Annotated in this window: 19 protein-coding genes and 1 pseudogene; 8 read left to right on the top strand and 12 right to left on the bottom strand. The window is 63.4% G+C overall.

Annotated elements, in window-relative coordinates; translation table 11 throughout:
• Nucleotides 1-228: 228 nt before the first annotated feature.
• Nucleotides 229-699: a hypothetical protein gene (locus tag ACP15H_RS05820; protein ID WP_425065262.1), complete on the bottom strand. Its 471-nt coding sequence runs from the start codon at nucleotides 697-699 to the stop codon at nucleotides 229-231.
• Between ACP15H_RS05820 and ACP15H_RS05815 the strand changes: the two genes are divergently transcribed.
• Complete coding sequence (locus ACP15H_RS05815) at nucleotides 674-2,290, top strand: GSCFA domain-containing protein (protein ID WP_425065261.1); 1,617 nt, start codon at nucleotides 674-676, stop codon at nucleotides 2,288-2,290. The genes ACP15H_RS05820 and ACP15H_RS05815 overlap by 26 nt on opposite strands.
• Nucleotides 2,291-2,418: 128 nt before the next feature.
• On the opposite strand, the gene ACP15H_RS05810 is transcribed toward ACP15H_RS05815, so the two are convergent.
• Nucleotides 2,419-3,933, bottom strand: a complete 1,515-nt coding sequence (locus ACP15H_RS05810; protein WP_425065260.1) for a hypothetical protein — start codon at nucleotides 3,931-3,933, stop codon at nucleotides 2,419-2,421.
• 283 nt (nucleotides 3,934-4,216) lie between these two features.
• Here ACP15H_RS05810 and ACP15H_RS05805 point away from each other — a divergent pair, with 283 nt between their 5' ends.
• Nucleotides 4,217-5,254 (top strand): NAD-dependent epimerase/dehydratase family protein, encoded by a 1,038-nt coding sequence (locus tag ACP15H_RS05805; RefSeq protein WP_425065259.1) that lies wholly within the window; start codon nucleotides 4,217-4,219, stop codon nucleotides 5,252-5,254.
• A gap of 115 nt (nucleotides 5,255-5,369) precedes the next feature.
• Here the strand turns inward: ACP15H_RS05805 and ACP15H_RS05800 are convergent, their stop codons facing one another.
• Both ACP15H_RS05800 and ACP15H_RS05795 read right to left on the bottom strand, forming a co-directional pair.
• Entirely contained in the window at nucleotides 5,370-6,329 is a 960-nt protein-coding gene (locus ACP15H_RS05800; RefSeq protein WP_425065258.1) for a hypothetical protein, read from the bottom strand.
• Nucleotides 6,330-6,347: 18 nt separating this feature from the next.
• Nucleotides 6,348-10,235, bottom strand: coding sequence for a glycosyltransferase (locus ACP15H_RS05795; protein WP_425065257.1), 3,888 nt, complete (start codon nucleotides 10,233-10,235; stop codon nucleotides 6,348-6,350).
• Between ACP15H_RS05795 and ACP15H_RS05790 the strand changes: the two genes are divergently transcribed.
• Complete coding sequence (locus tag ACP15H_RS05790) at nucleotides 10,215-11,324, top strand: hypothetical protein (RefSeq protein ID WP_425065256.1); 1,110 nt, start codon at nucleotides 10,215-10,217, stop codon at nucleotides 11,322-11,324. The genes ACP15H_RS05795 and ACP15H_RS05790 overlap by 21 nt on opposite strands.
• Nucleotides 11,325-11,409: 85 nt before the next feature.
• Here ACP15H_RS05790 and rfbA read toward each other — a convergent pair whose 3' ends face one another.
• The 6 genes and pseudogenes from rfbA to ACP15H_RS05760 form a co-directional block, all read right to left on the bottom strand.
• A complete protein-coding gene (gene rfbA, locus ACP15H_RS05785; protein WP_425065255.1) occupies nucleotides 11,410-12,309 on the bottom strand; it encodes a glucose-1-phosphate thymidylyltransferase RfbA in 900 nt (299 codons plus the stop codon).
• 168 nt (nucleotides 12,310-12,477) lie between these two features.
• The gene (locus ACP15H_RS05780) at nucleotides 12,478-13,347 is read right to left on the bottom strand and encodes a fumarylacetoacetate hydrolase family protein (protein WP_425065254.1); all 870 of its coding nucleotides are present in this window, start codon (nucleotides 13,345-13,347) and stop codon (nucleotides 12,478-12,480) included.
• Between the two features lie 15 nt (nucleotides 13,348-13,362).
• A complete protein-coding gene (locus tag ACP15H_RS05775; RefSeq protein WP_425069863.1) occupies nucleotides 13,363-13,764 on the bottom strand; it encodes a hypothetical protein in 402 nt (133 codons plus the stop codon).
• 91 nt (nucleotides 13,765-13,855) lie between these two features.
• Nucleotides 13,856-14,218, bottom strand: a pseudogene (locus ACP15H_RS05770) (hypothetical protein); the annotation flags it as partial.
• Nucleotides 14,219-14,222: 4 nt separating this feature from the next.
• The gene (locus ACP15H_RS05765) at nucleotides 14,223-16,559 is read right to left on the bottom strand and encodes a xanthine dehydrogenase family protein molybdopterin-binding subunit (protein ID WP_425065253.1); all 2,337 of its coding nucleotides are present in this window, start codon (nucleotides 16,557-16,559) and stop codon (nucleotides 14,223-14,225) included.
• Nucleotides 16,560-16,611: 52 nt separating this feature from the next.
• Complete coding sequence (locus tag ACP15H_RS05760; protein ID WP_425065252.1) at nucleotides 16,612-17,841, bottom strand: VOC family protein; 1,230 nt, start codon at nucleotides 17,839-17,841, stop codon at nucleotides 16,612-16,614.
• 420 nt (nucleotides 17,842-18,261) lie between these two features.
• On the opposite strand from ACP15H_RS05760, the gene ACP15H_RS05755 reads away from it, so the two are divergent.
• Complete coding sequence (locus tag ACP15H_RS05755) at nucleotides 18,262-19,314, top strand: alcohol dehydrogenase (RefSeq protein WP_425065251.1); 1,053 nt, start codon at nucleotides 18,262-18,264, stop codon at nucleotides 19,312-19,314.
• On the top strand, nucleotides 19,311-20,273 hold the full coding sequence (locus tag ACP15H_RS05750) for a methyltransferase (protein WP_425065250.1): 963 nt from the start codon (nucleotides 19,311-19,313) through the stop codon (nucleotides 20,271-20,273). Before ACP15H_RS05755 ends, ACP15H_RS05750 begins: the two co-directional genes overlap by 4 nt.
• Here ACP15H_RS05750 and ACP15H_RS05745 read toward each other — a convergent pair.
• On the bottom strand, nucleotides 20,248-21,003 hold the full coding sequence (locus ACP15H_RS05745; RefSeq protein WP_425065249.1) for a TlyA family RNA methyltransferase: 756 nt from the start codon (nucleotides 21,001-21,003) through the stop codon (nucleotides 20,248-20,250). The two genes, ACP15H_RS05750 and ACP15H_RS05745, sit on opposite strands and share 26 nt — an antisense overlap.
• Nucleotides 21,004-21,041: 38 nt before the next feature.
• Between ACP15H_RS05745 and ACP15H_RS05740 the strand changes: the two genes are divergently transcribed.
• From ACP15H_RS05740 to ACP15H_RS05730, 3 genes are all read left to right on the top strand, one after another.
• Complete coding sequence (locus ACP15H_RS05740) at nucleotides 21,042-21,785, top strand: SDR family NAD(P)-dependent oxidoreductase (protein ID WP_425065248.1); 744 nt, start codon at nucleotides 21,042-21,044, stop codon at nucleotides 21,783-21,785.
• A gap of 53 nt (nucleotides 21,786-21,838) precedes the next feature.
• The gene (locus ACP15H_RS05735) at nucleotides 21,839-22,501 is read left to right on the top strand and encodes a peroxiredoxin (RefSeq protein ID WP_425065247.1); all 663 of its coding nucleotides are present in this window, start codon (nucleotides 21,839-21,841) and stop codon (nucleotides 22,499-22,501) included.
• A 133-nt stretch (nucleotides 22,502-22,634) separates the two neighbouring features.
• Nucleotides 22,635-24,041: an amidase family protein gene (locus ACP15H_RS05730; protein ID WP_425065246.1), complete on the top strand. Its 1,407-nt coding sequence runs from the start codon at nucleotides 22,635-22,637 to the stop codon at nucleotides 24,039-24,041.
• On the opposite strand, the gene dxs is transcribed toward ACP15H_RS05730, so the two are convergent.
• Complete coding sequence (gene dxs, locus ACP15H_RS05725) at nucleotides 24,038-25,954, bottom strand: 1-deoxy-D-xylulose-5-phosphate synthase (protein WP_425065245.1); 1,917 nt, start codon at nucleotides 25,952-25,954, stop codon at nucleotides 24,038-24,040. The genes ACP15H_RS05730 and dxs overlap by 4 nt on opposite strands.
• Between the last annotated feature and the right edge of the window lie 9 nt (nucleotides 25,955-25,963).

The following is a 25,963-nucleotide window of genomic DNA, read 5'->3' as shown; positions in this document are numbered from 1 at the left end:
CAAAGAGGATTGCGGCGGGCCGCGTCTGATACTCAGCCTTTTGATATAAGTTAGCAGAGCACGCCATGTATGGTTTCTACTTAGCTCTGGACTGGTTGAATCGACACTGGGCTTGGGCTGCACTCGGGATAGGAATCGTCGTTACGACGATTGCAATCAGCTGGTACTTCGAGAACCGTAAGCCACGGTGAGTCTCTTGCGGAGGGGCATATGAGAAATGCCTATCGTTCACGCCAGATGCTCTCGAATCGACCGCCCCAACAACAAGGCAATCACCCATAGCAGCAAACACGCCCCGCCAACCGTTGCGATGGCGAGGGGACGATTCGGGTACGTCGAACTCTCGGGAAGAGCGGGTCGAACATACGGCACGACGAACAGCCGCCGCGCCATCGAATTGGACCTCGCCTGCTCCAGAGATTGCATTGTGGAGGTAAGCATTGCGAGCGCAAATTGCCGCTCAGCATCTAGTTGCTCGTAGCGACCAACAACTTCGGATAAGGACTGATCCCCTTGCTTGGCACTCCGCACCTCAGCCTCGACGGCCTTGAGTTGCTCTTGGGTTGCCTTGATCCGCAATCGAAGACTCTGAACTTGGGATGCATTTTGGCCAACTCCGCCACTCAGCACCGCCGCCAAATCAGTCTGATATTGAGCAATCAATTGTCGCAGAGTGGATGCCAACGTGGTGTTGCTCAAGACCACGCTGCTGTTTGGCTCAATCACCGCGGAACTATTCCGGTACTCAAGAATATCAAGACGGTTCTTTTTAACCCGGTCTTCAGCACGCTTCTGGTACGGGCTATCTCAGGCCCTCGCTCGCCATAATCACCATGCAGGCGCAATGCTAGCCTCGTACGCCGCAGCGAGCATCCTGGTGTCCAGCGGGCGAATGAAGGACATCGCGCTTCGCCGAGATATTCTGCGCTCAGCCATCGAAATGGCTACCGCAGCCGACATGCCTGAAATTGCCGAGAGGTGGCTAGCGAGCCTCAAGGAAATCGAGAGTAGCAGCCAGCACCTGGCCCCCTGGGAGGCACTGGTCCAACGATCTTACGGGAACTGGAGCAAGGTAGACCAGACAGTCGACAGAATATTGAATCGCGGACGGAATGAGCCTGTCGAGACTGCGATCAAGATCGAAGCATTGAGCAAGCTAAAAGGCCCGGCAGCGGCATTTGAGTATCATCAGGCGCTCCCGCCCGCCCTCAAACGCTCTCCCGCGGTACTGCTGGCATATACGAACGCGCCGAACTATCGCTACTGGCGGAGATCGATCTCGGGCGTACCATACGGTGAAGTAGACCCGGTCGGATCTTTTCCGTTTCGACTTACAGCAACGGACAAAGTGGCAACAGCGGGCAGTTGCTTTGCACAGCATCTGGCACGCCGCTTGAGCTCAGGGGGGTTCACATATTTGGTGACGGAACCCGGGCACCCGCTGCTCGGTGCGGAGACTAACAAGGAATACAATTACGGCGTCTTTTCCGCGCGCTATGGCAATATTTATACATCCCGGCAGCTTCTGCAGCTCTTTCAGAGAGCGTTTGGCATGCTTCATCCGATCGACGACGTCTGGACTTCTTCGGGCCGGTATATTGATCCCTATCGGCCAAACATCCAGCCAAACGGCTTCAGCTCCCTAGCTGAGTACAAGCGGGATCGCGAATATCACTTCGCTGCTACACGCAGAATGTTCGCTGAGCTTGATGTGTTTATTTTCACACTTGGGTTGACCGAGGGATTCGTAAACAATCGAGACGGAGTCGCCTATCCCGTTTGCCCTGGGGTAGCAGGCGGGACCTTCGATCAAAATGAACATGGATTTGTCAATGAGACCGTTGGGGACATTGTCGCGAACTTCGATGTGTTCCTCGACGAACTGCGCAAGATCAATCCCCGAAGTCGAATAATCCTGACTGTGTCACCGGTGCCCTTGATCGCGACGGCGCTGGATCGACACGTATTGCAATCAACGACCTATTCGAAGTCTGTTCTCCGTGTCGCGGCACAAGAAATCGCGGACAAACACCAAGCCACTGCCTATTACCCCTCCTATGAGATCATCACCGGCAACTTCAGCCGAGGAGCGTATTTTTCGGAGGACCTGCGAGACATTACCGAGGAAGGCGTAGAGCATGTGATGCGGCTTTTCTTCCGCCATGCCACAGATGCACCTGCCCGCTCTGCCCCGCCGCTACGCCCATCCAAGGATAGCGATTTCTTTACCCAGCGCGAAAAGGCTGTGGCGGTAGTGTGCGATGAGGAGCTTCTCGATTCGGCGAAATAGACGTTCTTGTACTGAGGTCTACGTCGCCTTCGAGAAAGTGAATGAAGAGACGCTTCTTGTTCGAAATACGAAGCCTCCTCCTTCAGGGTCAGACTCCCGACCTATTAGTACGCACCGCCACGTCTGCCTTACTTTGAAGAACTGTCCAGGTCATTTCCCTTGCCGCCCTTGATTGCGGTGCGACCGAGTTCGGGCCTGTCGTACCCGCCTGGGCGGGAGCGAAGGCGGATGCCCGCATTCGTCTGCTGGCCGCCACTCAAATTGTAGCCGTCCACCGTGATGTTATCGAGCCTTAGTCCCCGGCCCGCGACCGCACTTACGCCCATGCCGCGAGAGTTTCTGATGGTGACATCCGAGACAGAGCCGGTAACCTGCCCGCCGAAATCGGGTTTGGGTTCGCGCAGTACGAGGGCCGCGCCCGCCTCCTTGTCATCCAAGGTCCGCGGATCCGACATTACGATGTTCTTCATAGTGAGGTTCTCGCAGTCGTTGACCGCGATCGGGGCACTGTTCTCGAGCGTCCAGTTCTCGATCGTGATGTTCTTGGGGCTCGGCCCGCCGCGCTGCCTTTTGAACCAGTGTTCGTTGCGGTAGGTACCAACCCGAAGACTTTCACCCAACGTCTCTCCTCGAGACTTCAATGTCCCGCCGACATTGCGCCCCCAGACGTCGCGAACCGTCCAATTGGACGGTACGACGAACGTTGCCGGGTGCTTGTCACCGTTCTCGAGCCATTGCCGGTAAGTCGGCCAGCCATTTGCCTTCACGTAGATCATGACGATCGGGCCGGTATTCTCCGCTCTCACACCTGAAATGGTCCATCGATCGCCGGCGGCGGTATCGATACATTGCGCCTCCCTGAACCCATTCCTGAACTGCAAGCCATCCAGCGTGACGTCGGAACACGGACCGTCGAAATCCAACGCTTCATTGAACTTGTCGAACGAGATATCCCGCATCACGACACCGGTCTCGTATCGGGTATAGATACCCTGGACGATGTTGACATGCTTGAGGCCGATATCGGTGCGCCGTCGCGTATTCTGCGAAAGCAGTCCGCGGCCGGCCAGCGTACCGGTCGAGGTTACCGTAACGTTACGACGCTTGAAATCGTCGACACCCACAATCCCGACGGCGTAGGTGAAGGAGTGAACCGGCCCGAACTCCTCTCGGAAGTCGAAGGTCAATCCCTCGAATTCGATGTCGGTCAAGGCGCCCGACTCGATACTTTCATCCGTGCCGAAGAGGATGTGTCGCTCATCCTTGGAGATCGGCGGCACCTCAGGGCGCCCGACGAGTATTGTGCAATTCTTTGCAAAGATACGGGTGTGGCTGTGGAGTTGGACCGCCACGTGCGTAGTTGCGGATGGCCGCCTGAACCAGTTCCAACGGCTCTTCGCTGGCGCGCGCAATACGTAGGTGCCGCTTGCCATGACGGGCCGGCCAAGCCGCGCCCCTTCCGCAACAGCCCGGTTCCAGCCCAATGTGTCGGCTGTGGCGTCACCACCGCTCGCCCCGAACTGCTGCGGAGTGAGCTCTGACTGAACGATGGGCGGCGCCGACTGTGCGCTGGTTGAACCGAGCGCCGTGGAGGCAACTGCGCCGAATGACTTAAGAACCGTTCTGCGACGAATGTTGGCCATCAACGCCTCCTCGCCCTCTAGCCGTCATCTTGGGAGATGGCACCCTTGCTTCCGTTTGAAGCTGCGTCAACAGGGACAGAGATGCTCGCGCGATCGGGGCGGTGACGAATGCAGGCGGGCTCGATTTGTCGCATTGAGACAAGTCCCTCTCGACGACGTGCGAATGCCTCACAAGGAAACTGTCGTCGCGTCATTTTAGCGATGCCAACCTTACGCGTTGTTGATCCGCCGGTAGTGCTGTGGGACAAGGCTGTCTGCCTCGTTCCACGCTGGCCGCAACTCCATGAATGACGCTTCTGCTCCTATCCTGGTTACGGGGACTGCTGGTTTTATCGGCAGTCATGTTGCCCTCCGACTTCTTTCGCAGGGTGAGCACGTAGTTGGAGTGGATAATCTCACGCCATACTATGATGTCGCACTGAAGCGTGCTCGCCGTGCCCGACTTCTCGCCCACCCGAACTACGTCGATGCGGAACTTGATCTGGCCGATGGATCTGCAGCCGCCGAATTGTTCAAGCGGCACCGCCCCGGCCGAGTCGTGCATCTGGCGGGTCAGCCGGGGGTGCGATACGGCCTAGATCATCCGCGCGGATACACGCACAGCAACATCGAGGGGTTTCTGTCGATCCTGGAAGGATGTCGCCGGCACGACGTGCGCCATCTCGTCTACGCTTCGACCTCCTCGGTGTACGGCGCCAACTCGACCATGCCGTTTTCGGAGCGACACGGGGCCGACCACCCGCTCTCGATCTACGCCGCGACCAAGCGCGCAAACGAGCTCATGGCTCACAGCTACAGCCATTTGTTCAACATTCCGATGACGGGTTTGCGCTTCTTCACGGTCTATGGGCCGTGGGGACGGCCTGACATGGCGATGTTCAAGTTCACGCGCGGCATTTTCAACGGCGAACCGATCGATGTTTATCACGGCGGCAACATGGAGCGTGATTTCACCTACGTCGACGACGTGGTGAATGGAATCGTCAGCATCCTCGACGTCATTCCTGGCAAAGATCCGTCCTGGTCCAGCGATGCCCCGCACCCGGCGTCGAGCGGCGTTGCACCTTGGAGAATCTACAACATCGGGAATTCAAGCCCCGTCAATCTCATGCGTTACATCGAAGTGATCGAGAAATGCGTGGGCAGGAAGGCCAACCTCAGATTCCTGCCGATGCAGTCGGGGGATGTTCTGCGCACTTCGGCCGACGTGTCGGCATTGGAGGCCGCCACCGGCAATCGCCCCTCCGTTTCGGTCGACGAAGGCGTTCGCCGATTCGTCGAGTGGTATCGTTCCTACTACGCGCTTCCGGCCACCGGATAAGCCGGCGCCGAGAGCGCCCGGCCTCTTCCTGGCCGTCCCCCAGCGTGTGTCGTCGCGGCATCAGGACGGCCGCCAAGCTCAGCGTCGATCGCGTTTGACGGACGAGAGGGAATGCCTACATGCGCTTGGTCGCCCTGCAGATGACCTGCTTCGTCAGCAGATCCTGGTCGGTATAGCCATTGAGCTTCCGTCGCAGGTCCGGAGTGAGCCTTGTCGCGATCGATGCCTTGTCAGGTACTTCCTTCCACTGCTCGACTTCAAAATACGTATCCACGATTCGGCGCACGTCGACGATCCGCAAGCGATTGAGTGAGGTCCGGAAGCGGTGCCCCTCCGGAGGGTCGAACGTCACATGCCCCCAGTCCACCAGAACTTGCTGATCTGCGTCTTCAGGATCATACTGGCCCGGGCTCCTGGGATTGCTCTGATGCCCGCCCCAGGAAAAGAAATTGTCGTGAGAAAACCAGATTTGTCCTCTTGGACGCAGGGCGCGGTGCAACTGTGCGAGGGTTCCCTCCAGATCGATGATCTTGTGCGCCCCCTGCAGCACGATTCCGTCAAAGGCGTCCGAAAGAGTAATTCGATTGCTCTTGAGAAAAGTTATGCCGGGAATCAGCCGGGTCACGTCCGAGAGCGACAATCCCAGGTCGATCGTTTGCTTGCTGATACGGCTCCGAAACTTCTTCCGGACCAGGGACACGTTTTCGTCCACACCCGAATAGCTGCGCGCCCCCAGCGCCCGGAACCCGACGCAATGCAGGGTCTGTCCACACGCCAGGTGAAGCAAATCCCTGCCCTGACAAAACGCCTTCAGCTGGAGCGGAAATTCGACATGATCCAGATCGACGGCGCCCTGGAACAGGCGCAGGAGCGACGGCAGACTGCGCTCTTTGGGAGCGCCATTGGCGAGCACATAGTTGAAGAGCAGTGCTTCGGCAGTCGAGGCGCGACGAACCTCCTTCGCCTTTTCGACGAGGGGCACCAGCTCGGCGATCAGGCCAGACGGCGTCTTAACCGGTGTTCCCGCCGAGTCCGTCGCTTCCGAAGAGTCTTGAGTATCCATCGTCATCGACACCGGCGGCCCCTGCATGCACTAACGTGACCTGGCAGCCGAATCCACCAGATCGGCAATGATCGACTTATAGGCAAGCAGCATCTCCGCGTAGCCCGTGAGCTTCCAGAAGGAACGACCTGCCGCCTGGCCCATCGCCTGCCGCTCGTCGTCGTTCTCGACGAGGCGGGAAAAATACTGCTTCCAGGCCTCCATGTCGCCGAAATCGTAAAGGAAGCCCGCCTGGCCGTGCGTGACCTGTTCGTTCACGCCGAAAACCCGCGTGGAAAGTACCGGCAACCCAAAACACAGCGCCTCGACGATGCATCGAGGATAGGCTTCCGACGTGGAATTGAGCAGGCAGATGTCGGCGGCGCGATAGTACAGGCTGACCTGCGGCGTCGCCTCGATCACGGTGATCTTGTCCTGGATGTCCTCGGGCAACGAATCGGTGACCCGCTGGAAGTCGCGCAGATGCACGTTCTGCACTGCTCCCAGAAAAACAAGATGCGTCCGGTTGCGCACATCGGGCGCAAGCGTGGCGTACCATTCGACGAGTTCGCGCTGACCCTTGCGGGTATTGATCGTTCCCACGCACAGAGCGATCACCGCGTCCTGTGGAAGGCCAAGCTGCTTTCGCGCATCGAGCTTCGGGGTCTCCATCTCCTTCGCGAACCTCGCCTGGGAGATGCCGTTGGGAATGATATGAACGGCGCCGCTGAAGGGCTGATCCGTCCAGAACTCCCGGCTGCTATTGGCGACGAAGACGATATGCTCGGCGTTTGAGAGTCCGGTCATGCCGGCGAGCTTGGCCTCTCCGTCCAGATAGGAAAATCGTTCTGGGGCGGTGTAGGACTCCCGCACGATGACCGCAGACGGAATACCGGCTCGCCGCGCCATCTCGGCAAAAGGGGCCGCCTTGACGGTATTGCAGACGACGGCCTCGATCCTCGACTGCTTCAGGAACTCCGTGAACTTCTCCGCAACCGCGCCATAGCGGGAATTCAGTACCTTCACCGAGTGCCTGGCAACCGGCTCAAAAACTTCCACAGGAATGGAGGCCTGGAGATACTGGTTCAGGAGCGGACCCGACGCCGGCGCGAATACGTGAGGCTCGATCCCGCGATCCCGTAGACCGTCCACCAGCTCAAACAGGCTCCAGGGCGCACCTTCGCCGATCGACAGGTTGTGCGAAATGAATGCAACGCGCCGCGGGCCGGCGGAAAAAATACTGCGCTTGAACGTGTGATTCCTGAACAGTTCCGAATAGGCCTCCGATATCGCTTTTTCGCCAACGGTCTGGTTCAGGTGCCTCTGGACCCGCTGGACATAGAGTTCGCGGAACTCCTCGCTCTGCAGGTTGCTCAGCGCGTGATCCAGCCGCTCGAGCGTGTCGACGCTCGCGAATGTCTGACCGGTCTCGACCAGGATCTCGCTACAGGCCGGCGAACCTTTCACGAGCGTCGGGACACCATGCATCATCGCCGCGACGAAACGATTCGGACTCTTCGTCTGCTCGCTCTCGTCATAGGCGACGACACAGAGCGAGGCCACGCTGAACGCCTCTTCCATCGCCTCCATCGACCAATCGCGGCAAAACGGCAGAAACTCGGGGTATTTCTTGAAGAAGCTGGTTCGCGACACGATGAGCGGTTCGTAGCCGTGCCTGTCCCGAAGATGCTCGATCATCGCTTTGGCGCTGTCGAAATTCCCCCGGTCCGGATTGCCGTACCAGAGGACGACCTTCTTCTCCGACACCTTCGGCGCCAGCGGCGTCGCCCCGTAGTCGACCGGCTCCGGCAGGAACTTCACCGCCTTGTCCGGGAACCGCGCCGCAATCTGCGCCTTCAGCTCCCGGCTCGGCACCAGGATGAGGTCGGCCCGCTCGCAAAGCTCGTGGAAACGCGAGAGCGAATCGATCGGCGGGCTGACGTGAGCAAAGAGCCTGGGGTTCTCGTAGTATCGGTCGCAGACGTCGTAGACGACGAACTGATCCTGGTTCGCGTGCAGCTTCGACATCACATCGTGCGTACACATCTGTACGACGATGGCAATGTCTGCCACCGAATCGTAGCCCATCGCGATCTCGAAGCGATCGTTCTGGGCGAGAAACTCGGCAGGATACTTCGCGCGCAGGCGCGAGGAGCCGAAGTTTTCCGCGGGCTCCCAGAAAGGAGCGAAGCAGACCCTCTTTGGCTCGACAGGTGCGGCGGAAGCAGGCGCAAAAACGTCCGAGATGACCCTTGAATAGGCTCTGCTGGCCGTCTTCAGGTTGTGATGTCGTTCCGCAAAGGCACGCCCCTCGGCAACGAGCCGGCGACGGAGTCGCTCGTCACGCTGCACGAGCGTGAGCGCTTCCGCGAAAGAGGATTCATCGCGTTCGCGCACGAGAGCACTCTGGCCGTCGACCAGGAATTCGCCGTGAAATCCGCAATGCTGGGTTGTAAGCACCGGCACGCCCAGGGCCAGGGCCTCCATAACGACGTTCGACGTCCCTTCGCGGCCCGGTGCCACCGGGTGAATGAGAACATCAATCTTGGAGTAGAAGTCCTTGATCATGCGATCATGAGGTATCTGCGCGCCGCCGCCCTTGCTGGTGAGGAGCATCCGGGCGCCGACCCGCTCGACAGCTCCCTCTGCAATCGCACGCCCCTTGACCTCCGCCTCGGCCGAGGATTTCAAACTTGCGGCAAAACCCACCGTGAACGGCGCATGGTCGTCGCGCTTGCGCCGGGTGGGATGCCACTCCTTGAGATCGAGCGCGTTCGGAATGAGGTAGACGTTGTCGTGGGCTCGGAGCGCCCGGAAGTACAACTCCGCGCTCAGGGCAATGACCGCGTCGAACTTGGAAAAGGCGCGACGCATCGCCTCCAGGTCGTCCCCGTACAACCGGTCGAGCGGGCGGGGGCCGCCAATACGCAGAATGGATTTGCGCGCCTCGACGGGATAGCGCTCCGCAACGAGCGCATCGAAGTAGATGGCCACGTCCGAGGGAGTCTGGGCGGAAATGACGTGCTTGTAGTCGCCGAGCCGTCCCGCCAGCCGCTTGGCGTTGTTGCCATAGGCCCAGCCGATATTGTCGGGGGGCCCGATGACCCAATTGATCGTCTTCGTCTGGGCGGCCGCGGCCTCGCCTGCTTCGACGCGACCCGCCTGCTTCTGCGTCCGGAGGGTCGAGGGCGCCACCAGGGGCGCGGCGCCAAGAGGCATGGCCGGCGCTGCACCCGGAACGCCCCCCTGCGGGACAGCGTCCAGGCGCTGGAGCACGATCTCCATCACTTCCGTCAGTCGGCGAATCTGCGCAGCGGATACATCCATTGACCCGGTCAATTTCTTGATCGCACGCCGCAGTTCCTTGATCTCGTCCCTGCCTGATTGATCGCTCGGGGGTGACGATGCAGTCCTGCCGGGCAGACCGCCCCCGGCCTCTCTCGCAACCAATGCCATCGAGTCCTCAGAGATCGCAGGCGAGATCTCGGGCGTAACCCGTCGCGCTGGAACCACGTCCGCAGGTATCGGAACGAGAGCCGTGGCGTTGCGCAAGCGCCGCTTGCGTCGCAGCCTCATGACCTTGCCGGCCAATGCCTTGGCGGCCCCCCAGGCACCTGCGCCAAGCCCCCGGTCGGCTCGGCAATAGTCGACCTCGATAGTTCCGCGGCCCGAGAACCTCAGGGAAATGAGACGCCCTTCTTCGGTGTTCGGTTCGATGCCCGATGCATCGACCACGACTTCCTGCCACGACGGCCCCAGCGTGAACGGGCCTGCCAGCTTACGATCGAATTTTCGATCCCGTTCCGAACCAATGAAAAGCGCCACGGAATCCAGCTGAAGTTCACCGCCATCCTCCGGCAGGCCCCGGATCCTGATCGTCAGTGCCTCGACGGCCTCATCAAAGAAGCCGGAGGGAAGATGGTGCCAAACCCGGACCATGTCCGGTGGCTGACGCATCACGAGCCGAAGGCCGGTTCCCAACCGAGAATCGAGAGGCTGGAAGCTGAAATCCGCAGGCCTGCTGTTTCGGGGCGCCGTCACGAACCAGTTCTGACAAATATGAGCGTAGTCTATCCGATGGAGGAGTACGCGACTTCTCGCTTGCGAGCGCAGTACATCGTCGACCTGCTCGAAGACGATCCATTCTGGAAGGTGAGCACCGGGTACCACCCGGAGTGCGACATCGCCGTCATTGTACAACTTTGCAGCGATCAGACATTCCGGGCGATTTCGAGCAATCCGGATCAATTCATCGTCTACGACATCTGCGATCGGTTCTTCGAAACCGACAGCATCTTTCGGACCGAAGAAGGCGTGCTTCGTGCGCGCATCCGGTGCCTCGAAACGATCGATCGAGCCAATGTTCTGATCGTGCCGACACAACAGCTTCGCGATGAAATCCTGGAGCGGTTCCCGGAGAAGCCTTGCTATCACATCCCTGAGCTTGTGGATTATGGCGCTACACCCTCTCCCGTCACCGAACCTGGCTCGCGTCGCCTCCTATGGTTCGGGCACACACGACGAGGCAACTTCGATAGCGCGCGCTGGATCATAGATCATCTGGCGGTGCGCCATGGCTATGAGCCCATTCTGGTGACGAGCCCCCGTGCGATTGCCGAGCACTATCCCGAGTATTCGAAGTACTGCATGCCTTGGTCGCCAGAGGCCATTCGTGAAGCGATGGCTTCTGCGGAATTGTGCGTCGTATCGCATGCGCTGGATGAGGCAAGCAAAAGCCCGAACCGCTTTGTCACAGCCACCATGCACGGAGTTCCCACGCTGATCAGCGGTTCGCCCTCCTGCATCGAGATCCTGGAGGCCGCAGGCTTCGGGGAGTTCGCCATCGACGCGTCCCCGGACATCGATCTGGCCGTGGAAATGCTGTCCGACAGCGATCGGCGCGCGGCCTACGTGACCACTCTTCAGGTCGAGATGTGGAGGCGCCATGCTCCCAGCGTCATCCGGGACAAGTACCTCGACCTGATGCAGCTGATCGTGCGATTTCGCAACTCGATGTTCGATGCCTGACGCTTTCTGCCGGACGCGACGCCGGGCACGGTCGTAGGGCCCCACTTCCTGCGCGGCGGGCGCCCGGGGCGATCAGGACGAAGGCCTATGTGGCCTTTAACGGCTCTCTTCTGCCAACAAAATTACCGTACACTGCAAGAAGATACTGGCCATAGGGGCTCTTCTCGGAAAGAGCCGCCAATCTCAGAAAAGCATCGGGAGTTATGTACCCAAGCCTCAGCGCAATCTCTTCCGGGCAGGAGATGCGCAGCCCCTGGCGCTGCATGAGAATCTGCACGAACTGACTGGCTTCCGTCAGGGACTCGTGGGTCCCGGTGTCGAGCCAGGCAAAGCCACGTCCCAGAATCTCGACGAACAGCTGCCCCTGTTCCATGTACGCGCGGTTGATGTCGGTGATCTCGATCTCGCCCCGCGCCGACGGCTTGAGCGCGCTTGCGATATCGAGCACCCGGTTGTCGTAGAAGTAGAGACCGGTGACCGCGTAGTTCGACTTTGGATGGACCGGCTTCTCTTCGATCGAGAGCGCGCGTCCCGCGGCATCGAGCTCCACCACCCCGTATCGCTCCGGGTCCGTCACCGTATAGGCGAACACCGTCCCGCCCTGCTGACGGTTCACGGCCCCTGCCAGGGTGTCGACCAGCCCGTGCCCGTAGAAGATATTGTCCCCGAGAATGAGGGCGACCCGGTCGGAACCGACAAAGTCACGCCCCACGATGAAAGCGTCCGCGAGCCCGCGCGGTGTCGCCTGAGAGGCATAGGAGAACTCGAGCCCCCACTGCGTGCCATCGCCCAGGAGACTCTGAAAGAGCGGCATGTCTCGCGGCGTCGAGATGATCAGAATCTCTCGTATGCCCGCGAACATCAGGGTCGAAAGCGGGTAGTAGATCATCGGCTTATCGAAGACGGGCAGGAGTTGCTTCGATACGACGGACGTCACAGGGTACAGCCGGGTCCCCAATCCACCCGCTAACAGAATCCCCTTCATCGACGCCGTTGCCCCTGTAGGTACCGCTGCTTGCTCAACCGCCAACGCGTATCATTCTGGCGACCACAAAGGGGATTGTCCAACACTTGAACTCAGCCCCAGCGGTGTGGGGTGCAGCCCCGCCCCGGGTACGTTGCCGACCCGTAAGCGGTGGCTGCCACCTCCGTGCTATTTCGCCTTGAACTTGTCCGGCAGGCGCTCCTCGTTGCCGAGCGCCACCCTGCGCACGCCCTCGCTATCGGGGCTGGGCGGAAAGCCCTCGGGCGCGCGCGGCGCCGGCGCCTCGACGACCGTGTTCGAGAGGCGGCCAACACCCGTCACCTCGATGTCGATCGTGTCGCCAGCCTCCAGCGGACGGGAGTTGGCGGGCGTGCCGGTCAAGAGGATATCCCCCGGCAGGAAGGTAATGTGGCGCGCGAGGTCGGCGATCAGATAGCCACAGTCGAAGATCTGCTCGCTGACCGCGCCCTCCTGCACCATCTTGCCGTTCTTGTAGCTGCGCAGCGTCGACTGCCGCACATCGACGCCCGACACGAGCCCCGGCCCGATCGGGCAGAAGCCGTCCATGCCCTTGACCCTCAGCATGGAGCCGCCGTCGGTGTCGCGGAAATCATGGCAGCCGAAATCGTTGGCCGGCGCGAAGCCGGCGATACAGTCCCAGACTTCCTCGCGGCTCACGTTCTTGGTGACCTTGGAAAAGACCACGGCCATCTCGCCCTCGTAATTCACGTACTTGTAGCCCTGGGGCTTCACCAGTTCGCCCTTGTGGGCGTTGAGCGCCGTCAGCGGCTTCTGGAAGTAGGTCGGCGTCTTGGGCGGCGTGTGCGTGTTGTTGAACTCGTAGTAGCGCGAGATGTAGTTCACATGGACGCACAGGATCTTGGTCGGAGTGCAGGGCGGCAGATGCACCACGTCCTTCTCGTCGGCGGTCCGGCCGTCGGCGAAGACGATCCTGCCATCCTTGAACTCGACCCAATAGGCGCTGCCGTCCTTGATGACGTGGCGGACTTCCTTGCGCGGTCCCTCGAGAACACTCATTTCACTTAACTCCCCTCACTGAACATCGAACCAGACATGCACATTGCCGGTGCCGGCCGCGTTCTCGTACTCCGAGAGCTGCGTGCCGCGGGCACGGCAATCCCTGCCGCCCAGCGCCCCCATCATCTGCGCGTAGTGCGCGCCGTGACCTTCGTATTTGGCCGCTTCCAGCTCCGGAAAACGGTCGAGTACGGTGTCGTGCCGCCCCTGCTTCCAGAGTTCCAGGACTTCCATGTCGAGCGCGCGATTCGCGGGCTCCGACACATTGTCGGGATGCCAGACGCGCGGATTGGGCGGCACGTGGTCGAGGTCGTAGAACTTGTGACTCATCGCGCCCGAGGCCAGCAGCACGGCCCTCGCATCCGAACGGCGGATCGCCTCGCCGATCACCTCGCCCATCTGCAGGAAGTGCTTCAGCCTGGCGGTCTGACAGGCCGACGCTCAGGACCTTTTCCCCACGCCCGAGATAGTGGATCACGTTGAGCGTCGGGTAATGCAGCGGCAGAGTCTCCTCGACGACATTGCGCGCCGCGACCTTCTTTTCCGCAGCCACCCTCTCGACTTCGGCGGCCAGCGCCGGCGCGCCGGCGTGATCGTACGGGAAGCGCGTCATCGAGAACGGCAGCTCGTCGGACGTGTAGGTGCCCTTGTAGTGCGCCGCGCCCGCCACGAGATGCAGCGACGTGGTGAGCCAGTGCGTGTCGAACAGCACGAACGTGTCGGGCTTCACCTCATCGATCTTCGCGCGAACGCGGCCGAAGCCTTCGATCAGGTCCGAATCGCGGCCGTTGCCGCGCTGCACACGTATCTCCTTGGGTTGCACCAGGCCGGGATGGTGCGAAACGACAGCCGCACCGACGATCTGTCCCATCGGCCTACGCTCCCTTTGCCGCCTGGATGGCGCGCCAGACATTCTCCGCCGTGGCCGGCATGACCATGTCGCGAACACCGAGCGGCGCCAGCGCATCGATCACGGCATTCATGACCACGGGCATGGCGCCCACCGTGCCCGCCTCGCCCGCGCCCTTGGCTCCCAGCGGGTTGTACTTGGTCGGAACCGGGTTGGATTTGACCTCCATGCTGCACATCATGTCGGCGCGCGGCATCGTGTAGTCGAGGAAGCTCGCGGTCAGGAGCTGGCCGCTCTCGCGATCCCAGATCACCTGCTCGCCCAGGATCTGGCCAACCCCCTGCGCCACGCCGCCATGGATCTGGCCCTTGAGGCCGATCGGGTTCATCACCGTGCCGACATCGTCGACCACGGCATAGCGCTCGAGCTTCACCTCGCCGGTATCGGGATCGACCTCGACCTCGCAGATGTGGCAGCCGTTGGGATAGGTGTCTTTCTCACCGAGATAGGTGGCATTCTCATAGAGACCGCCCTCGAAGCCGGTCTTCGGCCATTTGGTCGGGTTGAAGGCGGCCATCGCGACCGCCTTCAGCGTCACGGTCTTGTCGGTGCCCTTGATCTTGAAGACGCCCTCGGCGAACTCGATGTCCTGCTCACCCGCTTCCAGAAGATGGCCGGCCAGCCGCTTGCCCTTCTCGATCACCTTCTCCGCCGCCATGAACAGCGCCGAGCCGCCCAGCACCGTCGAGCGCGAGCCGTTGGTGCCCATGCCGAAGGCAACGCGGTCCGTGTCGCCGTCGATGAACTGCACGTCGTGAGGATCGATACCCAGTCGCTCGTTCAGGATCTGCTTGAACATCGTCTCGTGGCCCTGGCCCTGCGCCTTGGTGCCCATCAGCAGCGTCGCCGTGCCCGCCGGATTGAAGCGGATTTCGGCATATTCGGGCTGGGCGGTGCCGGCCGCCTGCTCGATGGCGTTGATGATCCCGAGCCCGCGGAGCTTGCCGCGCTTCTTCGACTCTTCGGCACGCGCGGGATACCCCGCCACGTCGGCGAGCTTCAGCGCCATGTCCATGTTCTTCTCGAACTCGCCGCAGTCGTAGAACGGCCCCACGGGGCTCTGGTACGGCAGCGCCGATTCGGCCAGCATGTTCTTGCGCCGCAGCTCGACCCGGTCGATGCCCAGCTCGCGCGCCGCATCGTCGATCAGCCGCTCGATCAGATAGATCGCCTCCGGCCGGCCGGCGCCGCGATAGGGCGCTGTCGGGTTTGTGTTCGAGAGGACGCCCACCACGTTGATGTAGGCCTTGGGGATCAGGTAGACGCCCAATACCGTGCCGATCATGCCGAACGGCGACAGCAGGTTGCGGTCGGAACCGACATAGGCGCCGATATTTGCCAGCATGTTGAGGCGCAGCGCCACGAACCTGTTGTCGGCATCGAGCGCCAGCTCGATCTCGCCGACATTGTCGCGGCCATGCTCGTCGGCCATCACGGCCTCGGAGCGCTCGCAGCACCACTTGACCGGCCGCAGCAGCTTGCGTGCCGCCCAGAGCGTCAGGCGATGCTCGACATACTGCCAGCCCTTGGTGCCGAAGCCGCCGCCGACATCGCCCGTGATCACCCGCATCTTGCTCTCGGGCACCTGGAACACGTTCTGCGCCAGCATGTTGCGCACGCGATGGGGATACTGCACGTCGGCGTAGAGGGTCATGCGGTCCTCGCCCTGGTCGTAGACGCCAAGCGTACCGCGCGGCTCCATGTACTGGGCATGCACGCGCGTGATGACGTAGCGGCGCTTGATGACCTTGGCGGCACCCTTGATGGCCTCCTCGGTCGCAGCCTTGTTTCCACGCTCGATGAAGTTGGAGATGTTGTCCGGGCAATCGTCCCAGACCGCAGGTGCGCCGGGCTTCACCGTATCGTCGGTCAGCGTCACCGAAGGGATCGGCTCATAGTCGATCTCGACCAGCTCGGCTGCGTCCTTGGCTTCCGCCAGCGTTTCCGCGATGATCATCGCCACCGGATCGCCGACGTAGCGAACACGGTCCGTTACCAGCGCCGGCCGCTGCGGGGCGAACATCGGCTTACCGTCAGGCCGCTTTCTCGGCATGTTGGCCTTGGGCATGCCAAGGCCATCTGCCACCACGTCATGACCTGTATAGATGGCGAGGACACCGGGCGCCGCCGCTGCCGCTTTGGTGTCGATCCGCCGGATGTTCGCGTGCGCATGCGGCGAACGAACGAAGACGGCATGGGTCTGGCCAGGCATGTTGACGTCGTTGATGAAGCGGCCCTGTCCACGGAGCAGGCGCGGATCCTCGAAGCGCAACACCGGCTGGCCAATTCCGTACTTGCTCATGACGCCCTCTCCGTTTCGAACGCTCGACTGGACTCCAGGATTGCAGACGTCGCTATCCCAGCGGTCCCATGAACGTCTGATCGGCATAGGTGTCGGACAGCGGCTCGATCGCCTCCGGCCAGTCCCGGCCAACCTTTCGGCGCAGTTCGGCGGGACGAGGTCTGCCGTCCCAGCCGATGCGCTCCATGTAGTAGTGCAGCATCAGGCAATGGCCTGCGGGATCAAGGATGTGCGCCGCATAGTCGACGCCGGGATAGAGTTCCGGCGGGATCGCCTCGGTGAACTGCACACCGTGTTTCTTCAGGAATGGCACAGCCTCGCGAAGCTGCTGATAGCTGCCGACCTCGATGCCCATCGAAGCGCAGCTCGTATCGGGATTGAGGCCCAACTCGCCGCGCAACGCCTTGGGAAACAGCGAAAGCGAATGGTGCTCGCTGCCATTGCGCAGATAGACGCAGCGATGCCCCTTCCAGGTCACCGTCTCGGTGCGGATGAAGCCCATCATCCGGGTATAGAAGGCCTCCGACGCCTCGACATCCGCCACGAACAGGCTCATCGGCCCGATGCTCGTGATCTTGAACGGCCGCGGCAGGCGGGTCCCAGCGACGACATGCTCCTCGCCGCTCAGGTCCTGGATGACGTTGCCGGCGTTGATGTCGAGACCCTTGGCAATCGCATCCCGCACCTCCTGCTCCTCCGAGATCTGCGGGAGATCCGGGGCCTCGCCGAAGCCGCGATAGTACATCGACTCCGGCTTGGAACGGCCGTCCCAGCCGATCTGCTCCATGCCGTAGTAGAGTTCGACGGTGTGGCCATCGGGATCGCGGATGTAGGTGTGCCAGTTGCTCCCCGGCATGTCGCGACCGACACGGCGGATCTCGACGTCGCGCTCGCGAAAATAGTCAGCCGCTGCGAACACCTCGTCCATCGTGCCGACCTGCCAGGTGATCTGGTTGACCGTCACGTCGCGCGAAACGGCATTGTCGCCGAAGATCGCCCCCAGCGACTTGTGCGCCAGCAGGAAAGCATGGTGATCCGAGTTGTGGCTCATGAAGACGATGCGCGAATCGCCCAGCTTCTTGGCCATCTTCTCGCGCCCCGGCACCTTGGAGAGATCACGCGTGTCGGTGATCCGGAATCCGAGCAGACGAGCATAGAAGTCGAGGCCCTTGTCCATGTCGCCAACATTGAAGCCGAAATGGCCGAGCCTTCGGATCTTGAAGGGTCGCGGATAGCGGACGCCGCCGACATCGTAGAGTGACTCCGTCCGAAGCGTGTCCATGATTCCCTCCCTGGTTCGTGGGGCGCTTGCGGGGCGTCGGCGCTTTTCCATCATGGCGGATCGGTTCCGCAACGTCGGCCGCCGCCTGCTCGACGGCGATGCGGATGCGCCGTTTCACGAGGCAAACGCCAGGATCAGCAGGACGTCGAACGCTCGGACGGGCTCACGAGGAGAGTGGATCGTGGCCAGGCCACGCACTCGAACCCTTCCCTACCCTTGCGCATCGGCGTTCCCCGTCGACGTTTCTCCGCACGCCGTTCTGGGGAACGTGGCGGAACGAAATTCGCAAGTAAATGGATTTTCGAAACCTTCCAAGGTACTGGGTCGCATCGGTCTGCGGATTGGAGGCGGCGCCGGGCCCGCAGACGCGGCGCTTCTTTCGGCTTATTGTCCGCCCGGGTTCGAAACGGAGAAGTCCCAATGAAGAGCTACAAGGTCGTCGAATTCGGTCAGCCCCTGCAGAAGGTCGAAGAGAGCAATCCCGCGCCGCAGGGAGCAGAGGTGCTGGTGAAGGTGACCGCCGCCGGCGTCTGCCACAGCGACGTGCATCTGTGGGAAGGCTTCTTCGACATGGGCGGCGGCAACAAGGTGTCGACGCAGAAGACGATGAACCCGCCGCGCACCATGGGCCATGAGATCGTGGGCGAGGTCGTGGCGCTGGGTCCCGACGCCAAGGGCGCCAAGGTCGGCGACAAGGCGGTGGTCTATCCGTGGATCGGCTGCGGCACCTGCTGGTACTGCACAAACGGCCGCGAGCATCTCTGCCCCGCGCCGCGGGCGCTCGGCGTCAACAAGGATGGCGGCTATGCCGACCATGTCCTCGTCCCCGACGCGAACTATCTCTATCCCTATGGCGACATCCCGACCGAACTGGCCTGCCTGTATGCCTGCTCCGGCATCACCGCGTTCAGCGCGGTCAAGAAGGCGGTCGGCGAGGATGCCGGCAAGCCCATCCTGGTGATCGGCGCCGGCGGCGTCGGCCTGATGGGCGTGAAGTTCGCGCAGTCGGTGCTGGGCCATGCGCCGATCGTGGCCGACATCGACGAGAACAAGCGCAAGCTGGCACTCGACAACGGCGCGGTCGCCGCCCTCGACCCGCGCGACAAGGATGCCCGCAAGAAGATCTTCGAACTCACCGGCGGGACCGGCGTCGGTGCCGCGATCGACTTCGTCGGCGCCGAAAGCACCGCCCAGTTCGGCGTCAAGGCACTGGCCCGCGGCGGCCGGCTGGTCGTCGTCGGCCTGTTCGGCGGCACCTTCTCGCTGCCCATGCCGATGTTCGCCTTCACCGGATGCCAGATCGTGGGTTCCGTTACGGGCAGCCCGGGCGAGATGAAGGAGATGATGGACCTCGTCACCGCCGGCAAGGTGACGCCGGTGCCGGTCGTCAAGCGCACGCTCGACGAGGCCGACACGACGCTGCAGGAACTGCGCAAGGGCCTGATCATGGGGCGGGCCGTCCTCGTCCCGTGAGCCAGGCGACACGCGCCCTCGCCCACGCCTTCGACACCGGAGCGCTCGCCGAAAGGCGGGCGTTCTTCCTGCGTGCCGAAGATCCCCCCTTCCCCGACATCGACGCGGAGCAGTCTTTTCGGCCGGCCTTTCTTCGATTGAAGAAAGCGGTGCCGCGGCTGGAGAGCGGCGGCCACCCACTCGGACTCGTGCTGCTGACCAAGCACAAGGAAGAGAACTTCGCCAACATCGCACGCGGCTGGGCCCTGCTCGCGCCGGGCGGCACGCTGGTCTGCAGCGGCGCCAACGATGACGGCGCTGCCAGCCTGGAGAAGCAGGTCGGCAAGGCCTTCGGCGGCGTCGACTCGCTGTCGAAGTTCCATAGCCGCGTCTTCTGGTTCGTCAAGGGAAGCCACGCCCCGCCCGACTACTGGCAGAAACTCGCGACCCTGCACTCCGTCGGCGACGGTTCATGGCAGAGCCAGCCCGGCATCTTCTCGTGGGATCATGTCGACAGCGGCTCCGAGCTGCTGGCCGAGCACCTGCCCCACGACCTCTTCGGACATGTCGCCGATTTCGGCTGCGGCTGGGGCTTCCTCACGCGGCACGTCCTGAGCACCTGCCCCGCCGTGACGAGGATCGATGGCATCGATGCCGAGCATCGTGCGGTCGAAGCGAGCCGGGCGAATGTCACGGACCCGCGCGCCACGTTCCACTGGCTCGATCTGATCAACGAGGCCGCGCCCGCGACCTACGACGCCATCGTCTGCAACCCGCCCTTCCATGCCGGCCGCGCCGCCGAACCCTCGCTGGGCCAGGGCTTCATCGCCGTCGCCGCGCGGGCCCTGAAGCCCAGGGGCCGGTTCTACATGGTCGCCAATCGCGGGCTGCCCTACGAGCCCCTGCTGAAGACGCACTTCACGTCGTTCGAGACGCTGGCCGACAACAACAAGTTCAGGGTGACGCTGGCGCGCCGTTGAGAACGGCCGCGATCAGGAACTCCTTGTTTCCTTCCGCACCGGTGATCGGGCTCTCGGTCACGCCCAGCACCTGCCAGCCCGGTTGCTCGGCCAGCCAGGACGAGATCGTCTCGACGACCTCGGTGTGAAGTTCGGGCTCGCGCACGATGCCGCCCTTGCCGACCCGGCCCTTGCCCACCTCGAACTGCGGCTTGATCAGGGCCGCGAGATGCGCGCCCGGGCCGGCGAGAGCGAGTGCGGCCGGCAGGATGAGCCGAAGGCCGACGAACGAGGCATCGCAGACGACGAGGTCGATCGGCTCGGGAATCTCCGCCCGCGTGACGTCGCGGATATTGGTCTTCTCCATCGAGACGACGCGCGGGTCGGTACGCAGCTTCCAGGCGAGCTGGTTGGTCCCGACATCGACGGCATAGACCTTCGAAGCGCCGCGCTGCAGCAGGCAGTCGGTGAAGCCACCGGTCGAGGATCCGACATCGAGCGCGATGCGCCCCGTCACCGGGATCGCGAAATGATCCAGCGCCTTTTCGAGTTTCAGCCCGCCGCGCGAGACATAGGGATGCAGCTGGCCGCGCACCTCGAGCGGCGTGTCGGCGGCCACGCCCTGCCCCGCCTTGTCCAGCCGCCGGTCATTGGAAAAGACGAGCCCGGCCATGACCAGCCGCTGCGCGGCGGCGCGCGTTTCCACGAGCCCGCGCTCGACCAGGGCCACGTCCAGCCGTGTCTTCGCCAATACTGTCTCCCTTCCGGGGACCTGCTAGCATGCCGGGCATGAGCATGAAACTTCTGGAAGGCGAGCGCGCCCTGATCACGGGCTGTGCCGGCGGCATCGGCCGCGGTATTGCGAAGGCCTTGAAGGCCGAGGGCGCGATCGTGCTCGGCAGCGACATTGCGGCGCCGCCCGCCGAGGACGCCATCGATTTCCTTGCAGCCGACCTCTCGCAACGCGACGGGTGGAAGCACCTGCTCGACGCTGCGGTGAAGAAGCTCGGCACGATCTCGCTGTTCGTCCATGCCGCGAGCCCGCGCCGTCTCGAGGTCGACACGCCGCTGTCGGTCAGCGAGGAGACCTGGGACCGGATGACCGATATCAACCTGCGTTCGGGGTTCTTCCTCGCCCGCGAGGCCGGCCGCCACATGCGCGACAACGGGATCAAGGGCCGCATGATCCTGGTCACCTCGCAGCACCGCGAGACGCCGCGCAACCTGGCCCACTACAGCGCCTCGAAGGCCGGCATGACCATGGTGATGAAGGAACTCGCGCGCGTGCTGGCGCCGGACGGCATCCGCGTGAACGCGATCGCGCCGGGCGCAATCCCGGGCGGCGGCTTCGTGGCGGACAATCTCGCCGAGCTGGTCGCGCAGATCCCACTGGGCCGCGCCGGTACGCCCGACGATATCGCCCAGATTGCCGTGGCGATTCTCTCGGAAAGATTTGGCCGCTATGTGGTGGGTACGACAGTAGAAGTTGATGGTGGATTGGGGCTGGCGAGCTGGATTCCTGCCAAGGCTTGACCTCGCTGGACGGAAAGGTTGAGGTGCGCTCCGCAAACTGGAGGACTTCAGCCATGACGCTTCGCATCAATTCCACCGCACCCGATTTCAAGGCCGAGACGACCCAGGGTCCGATCGAGTTCCACAAGTGGATCGGCGACAGCTGGGCGATCCTGTTTTCGCACCCCAAGGACTTCACGCCGGTCTGCACCACCGAGCTCGGCTACATGGCCGGTCTCAAGCCGCAGTTCGACAAGCTCAACACCAAGATCATCGGCCTCTCGGTCGATCCCGTGACCAACCACTCGAAGTGGGCGAAGGACATCGAGGAGACGCAGGGCCACGCCGTCACCTTCCCGATGATCGGCGATCCCGAGCTCAAGGTCGCGACCGCCTACGACATGCTGCCCGAAGGCGCGGGCACGACGTCCGATGGCCGCACCGCCGCCGACAACGCCACGGTGCGCTCGGTGTTCATCATCGGCCCCGACAAGAAGATCAAGGCGATGCTCACCTACCCGATGAGCAGCGGCCGCAACTTCGACGAGGTGCTGCGCCTGCTCGAGTCCTGCCAGCTCACCGCGAAGCACCAGGTGGCGACGCCGGTGAACTGGAAGAAGGGCGAGGACGTGATCATCGTCCCGGCCGTCTCCGACGAGGCCGCCAAGGCCAAGTATCCGAACGGCTGGAAGGCCCCGAAGCCCTACCTGCGCATCGTGCCGCAGCCCAAGGACTGATAGAAAAGGTCCCTCGCTCCGCTCGGGATGACACCGTTGGTTTGATCGGCGCACTGCGCAACGTCCAACAAAAGTGTCGTCCCGAACGGAGTGAGGGGCCTTTTGATTCTTTGAGGTGCGGGGAGACGCGGACATGACGGACGAACTCTGGCGCTGGTCGGCGGTCGACCTGGCGCGGGCGCTCGCGCAGGGCGCGGTGTCCAGTGAGGACGCCACCCGTTCGGTCCTGGGGCGCATCGAGACCGTCAATCCGGAGGTCAACGCCGTCGTCGACATCATGGCCGACGAGGCGCTGCAGGCCGCGCGCGAGGCCGACGCCGCTCGACGCAGCGGGGCCGCCTGCGGCCCGCTGCACGGCGTGCCGGTGACGGTGAAGGTCAATGTCGACACCAAGGGCCGCGCCACGACCAACGGTGTCGTGGCCTTTCGCGACCTGGTGGCGACCGAAGACAGTCCGGTGGTCGCCAACCTGCGCAAGGCGGGTGCGATCATCGTGGGCCGCACCAACACGCCGGCCTTCTCGCACCGCTGGTTCACCGACAACGAGCTGCACGGCGCGACGCGCAACCCGTGGGGCAAGGGCCTGACGCCGGGCGGATCGAGCGGCGGCGCGGCGGCCGCACTGGCGGCCGGCATGGGCGCCATCGCCCACGGCAACGACTATGGCGGCTCGATCCGCTACCCCGCCTATGCCTGTGGCGTGGCGGGCCTGCGCCCGACGCCCGGCCGCGTGCCGGCCTTCAACCCGTCCGCGACGGCCGAACGGCCGATCACGGCGCAGCTCATGTCGGTTCAGGGACCGCTGGCGCGCACCGTCGCTGACGTTCGGCTCGCCTTCGCGGCCATGGCAATGGCCGATGCGCGCGACCCCAACTGGGTGCCGGCGCCGGTCACGGGTCCCGCCCCGTCCCGCCCGCTGCGGGCCGCCATCGCGCCCGCCCCGTTCGACGACGTGGTGCCCGAGGTCCGGGCCGCCGTCGAGCAGGCCGGCCGCGCGCTGGAGGCGGCCGGCTATGCGGTCGAACAGGTCGCGCCGCCGCGACTTGGAGAAGCCGCCGAACTCTGGCACCGCATGGTCGTCAACGACGAGCGCCGCGGCTTCGTCGCCACCGTGCAGGCGCTGGGCGACGCCGCGGCCCGCCGCAACGTCGAGGGCCATCTGCGCTACGTGCCTGAGGTCGATGCCGACGGCCTGCTCGATGCGTTTGGCCTTCGCCTCGCGCTGATGCGCGCCTGGTCGCTGTTCTTCGCGGAGTATGCGGTGGCGGTCGTGCCGGTCTCACACGTCCTGCCGTTTCCCGACGGCCTCGACCTGCAGGACCAGCCGATCGTCGACCGCATGATGGCGGCGCAACACTGCCTGCTAGCGACGCCGGTGCTGGGCTATCCCTCGGTGTCGGTGCCCACGGGCCTCGTCGATGGCACGCCCGTGGGTGTGCAGATCATCTCGGCCCGCTTCCGCGAGGATCTCTGTCTCGATGCGGCGGAGATCGTCGAGGCGCATGCTCCGCGCCTCACGCCGATCGACCCGCGCGGTTAGCCGCGCGCGCGCTCGGTCTGCTGGCCGAGCGCCGCGAGCGCCGTCGCCACGATCTGCGGGGCATTGAGCCCGGCCCATTCGTACTGGCGGGCCGGCGCGGCGTGATCGAGGAAGCGGTCGGGCAGAACCATCGGCCGCACCTTGAGGCCGCCGTCGAGCAGGCCCGCCGTCGCGAGATACTGCAGCACGAAGCTCGAGAAGCCGCCGACCGAGCCCTCCTCGATCGTGATCAGCACCTCGTGCTCGCGCGCGAGGCGGCGGATCAGATCGGTGTCGAGCGGCTTGGCGAAGCGGGCATCGGCCACCGTGGTGCTGAGCCCCTTGGCGCCGAGGTCTTCGGCCGCCACCAGGCATTCCTGCAGGCGCGCGCCGAAATTCAGGATCGCGATCTTGGTGCCCTCGCGCACGATCCGGCCCTTGCCGATCTCCAGCGGCGTGCCCCGCGCCGGCAGCTCCATTCCCACACCCTCGCCGCGCGGATAGCGGAAGGCCGAGGGGCGATCATCGATCTGCGCCGCCGTCGCCACCATGTTCATCAGCTCGAGTTCGTCGGCCGCCGCCATGATGACGAAGTCCGGCAGGCAGCCGAGAAAGGCCACGTCGAAGGAACCGGCATGGGTGGCGCCGTCGGCGCCGACCAGCCCGGCGCGATCGATGGCGAAGCGCACCGGCAGCTTCTGGAGGGCGACGTCGTGCACGACCTGGTCGAAGGCACGCTGCAGGAAGGTCGAATAGATCGCCGTGAACGGCTTGAAGCCCTCGGTCGCCAGGCCGGCAGCGAAGGTGACGCCGTGCTGCTCGGCGATGGCCACGTCGAAGGTGCGCTCGGGGAAGCGCTCGGCGAACTTGTCGAGGCCGGTGCCCGAGGGCATCGCCGCGGTGATGGCGACGATCTTCTTGTCGGCTTCGGCTTCGGCGATCAGCGCCTTGGCGAACACCGCGGTGTATTGCGGTGCATTGGCGACCGGCTTGGACTGCTTGCCGGTGATGACGTCGAACTTCACGACACCGTGGTACTTGTCGGCGCTCGCCTCGGCCGGGGCATAGCCCTTGCCCTTCTTGGTCACCACGTGAACCAGGATCGGCTTGTCGAGATCGCTGTCGCGGGCGTTCTTCAGGACCGGCAGCAGATGGTCGAGATTGTGACCGTCGACCGGGCCCACATAGTAGAAGCCCAGCTCGTCGAACAGCGTGCCGCCGGCGACGAAGCCGCGAGCGAACTCCTCGGCCCGCTTGGCCACGAGTTCCAGCGGCTTGGGCAGGTTCTCGGCAAAGCTGCGGCCGAGATTGCGCAGCGTGACGTAGGGCCGGCCCGACAGCAGGCGCGAGAGGTGGCCCGAGAGGGCGCCGACCGGCGGTGCGATCGACATGTCGTTGTCGTTCAGCACGACGATCAGTCGCGAGCGCAGCGCGCCCGCATTGTTCATCGCCTCGTAGGCCATGCCGGCGCTGAGCGCGCCGTCGCCGATCACGGCGATCACGTTGTTGGAGCCGCCGGCAAGGTCGCGCGCCACGGCCATGCCGAGGCCGGCGGAGATCGAGGTCGAGGAATGGGCGGCCCCGAACGGGTCGTATTCGCTCTCCGAGCGCCGTGTGAAGCCGGAAAGCCCGCCCTCCTGGCGCAGGGTGCGGATCCGGCTGCGGCGGCCGGTGACGATCTTGTGCGGATAGGCCTGGTGGCCGACGTCCCAGATCAGACGATCCTTGGGCGTGTCGAAGACGTAATGCAGCGCCACGGTGAGTTCGACGACGCCCAGTCCCGCGCCGAGATGGCCGCCGGTGACCGAGACGGCCGAGATCGTCTCCTGACGCAGCTCGTCGGCGAGCTGAGGCAGTTGCTCGGCGCGCAGGCGGCGGATGTCGGCGGGAACGTCGACGGTATCGAGCAGCGGCGTCGTGCTTGGGCCGGTCATTGAAAAACT

The sequence above is a fragment of the Reyranella sp. genome, assembly GCF_965249915.1.
Lineage (GTDB): Bacteria > Pseudomonadota > Alphaproteobacteria > Reyranellales > Reyranellaceae > Reyranella.
Note: the sequence above shows the minus strand (reverse complement) of the source record. Positions and strands in the feature narration are given on the sequence as shown.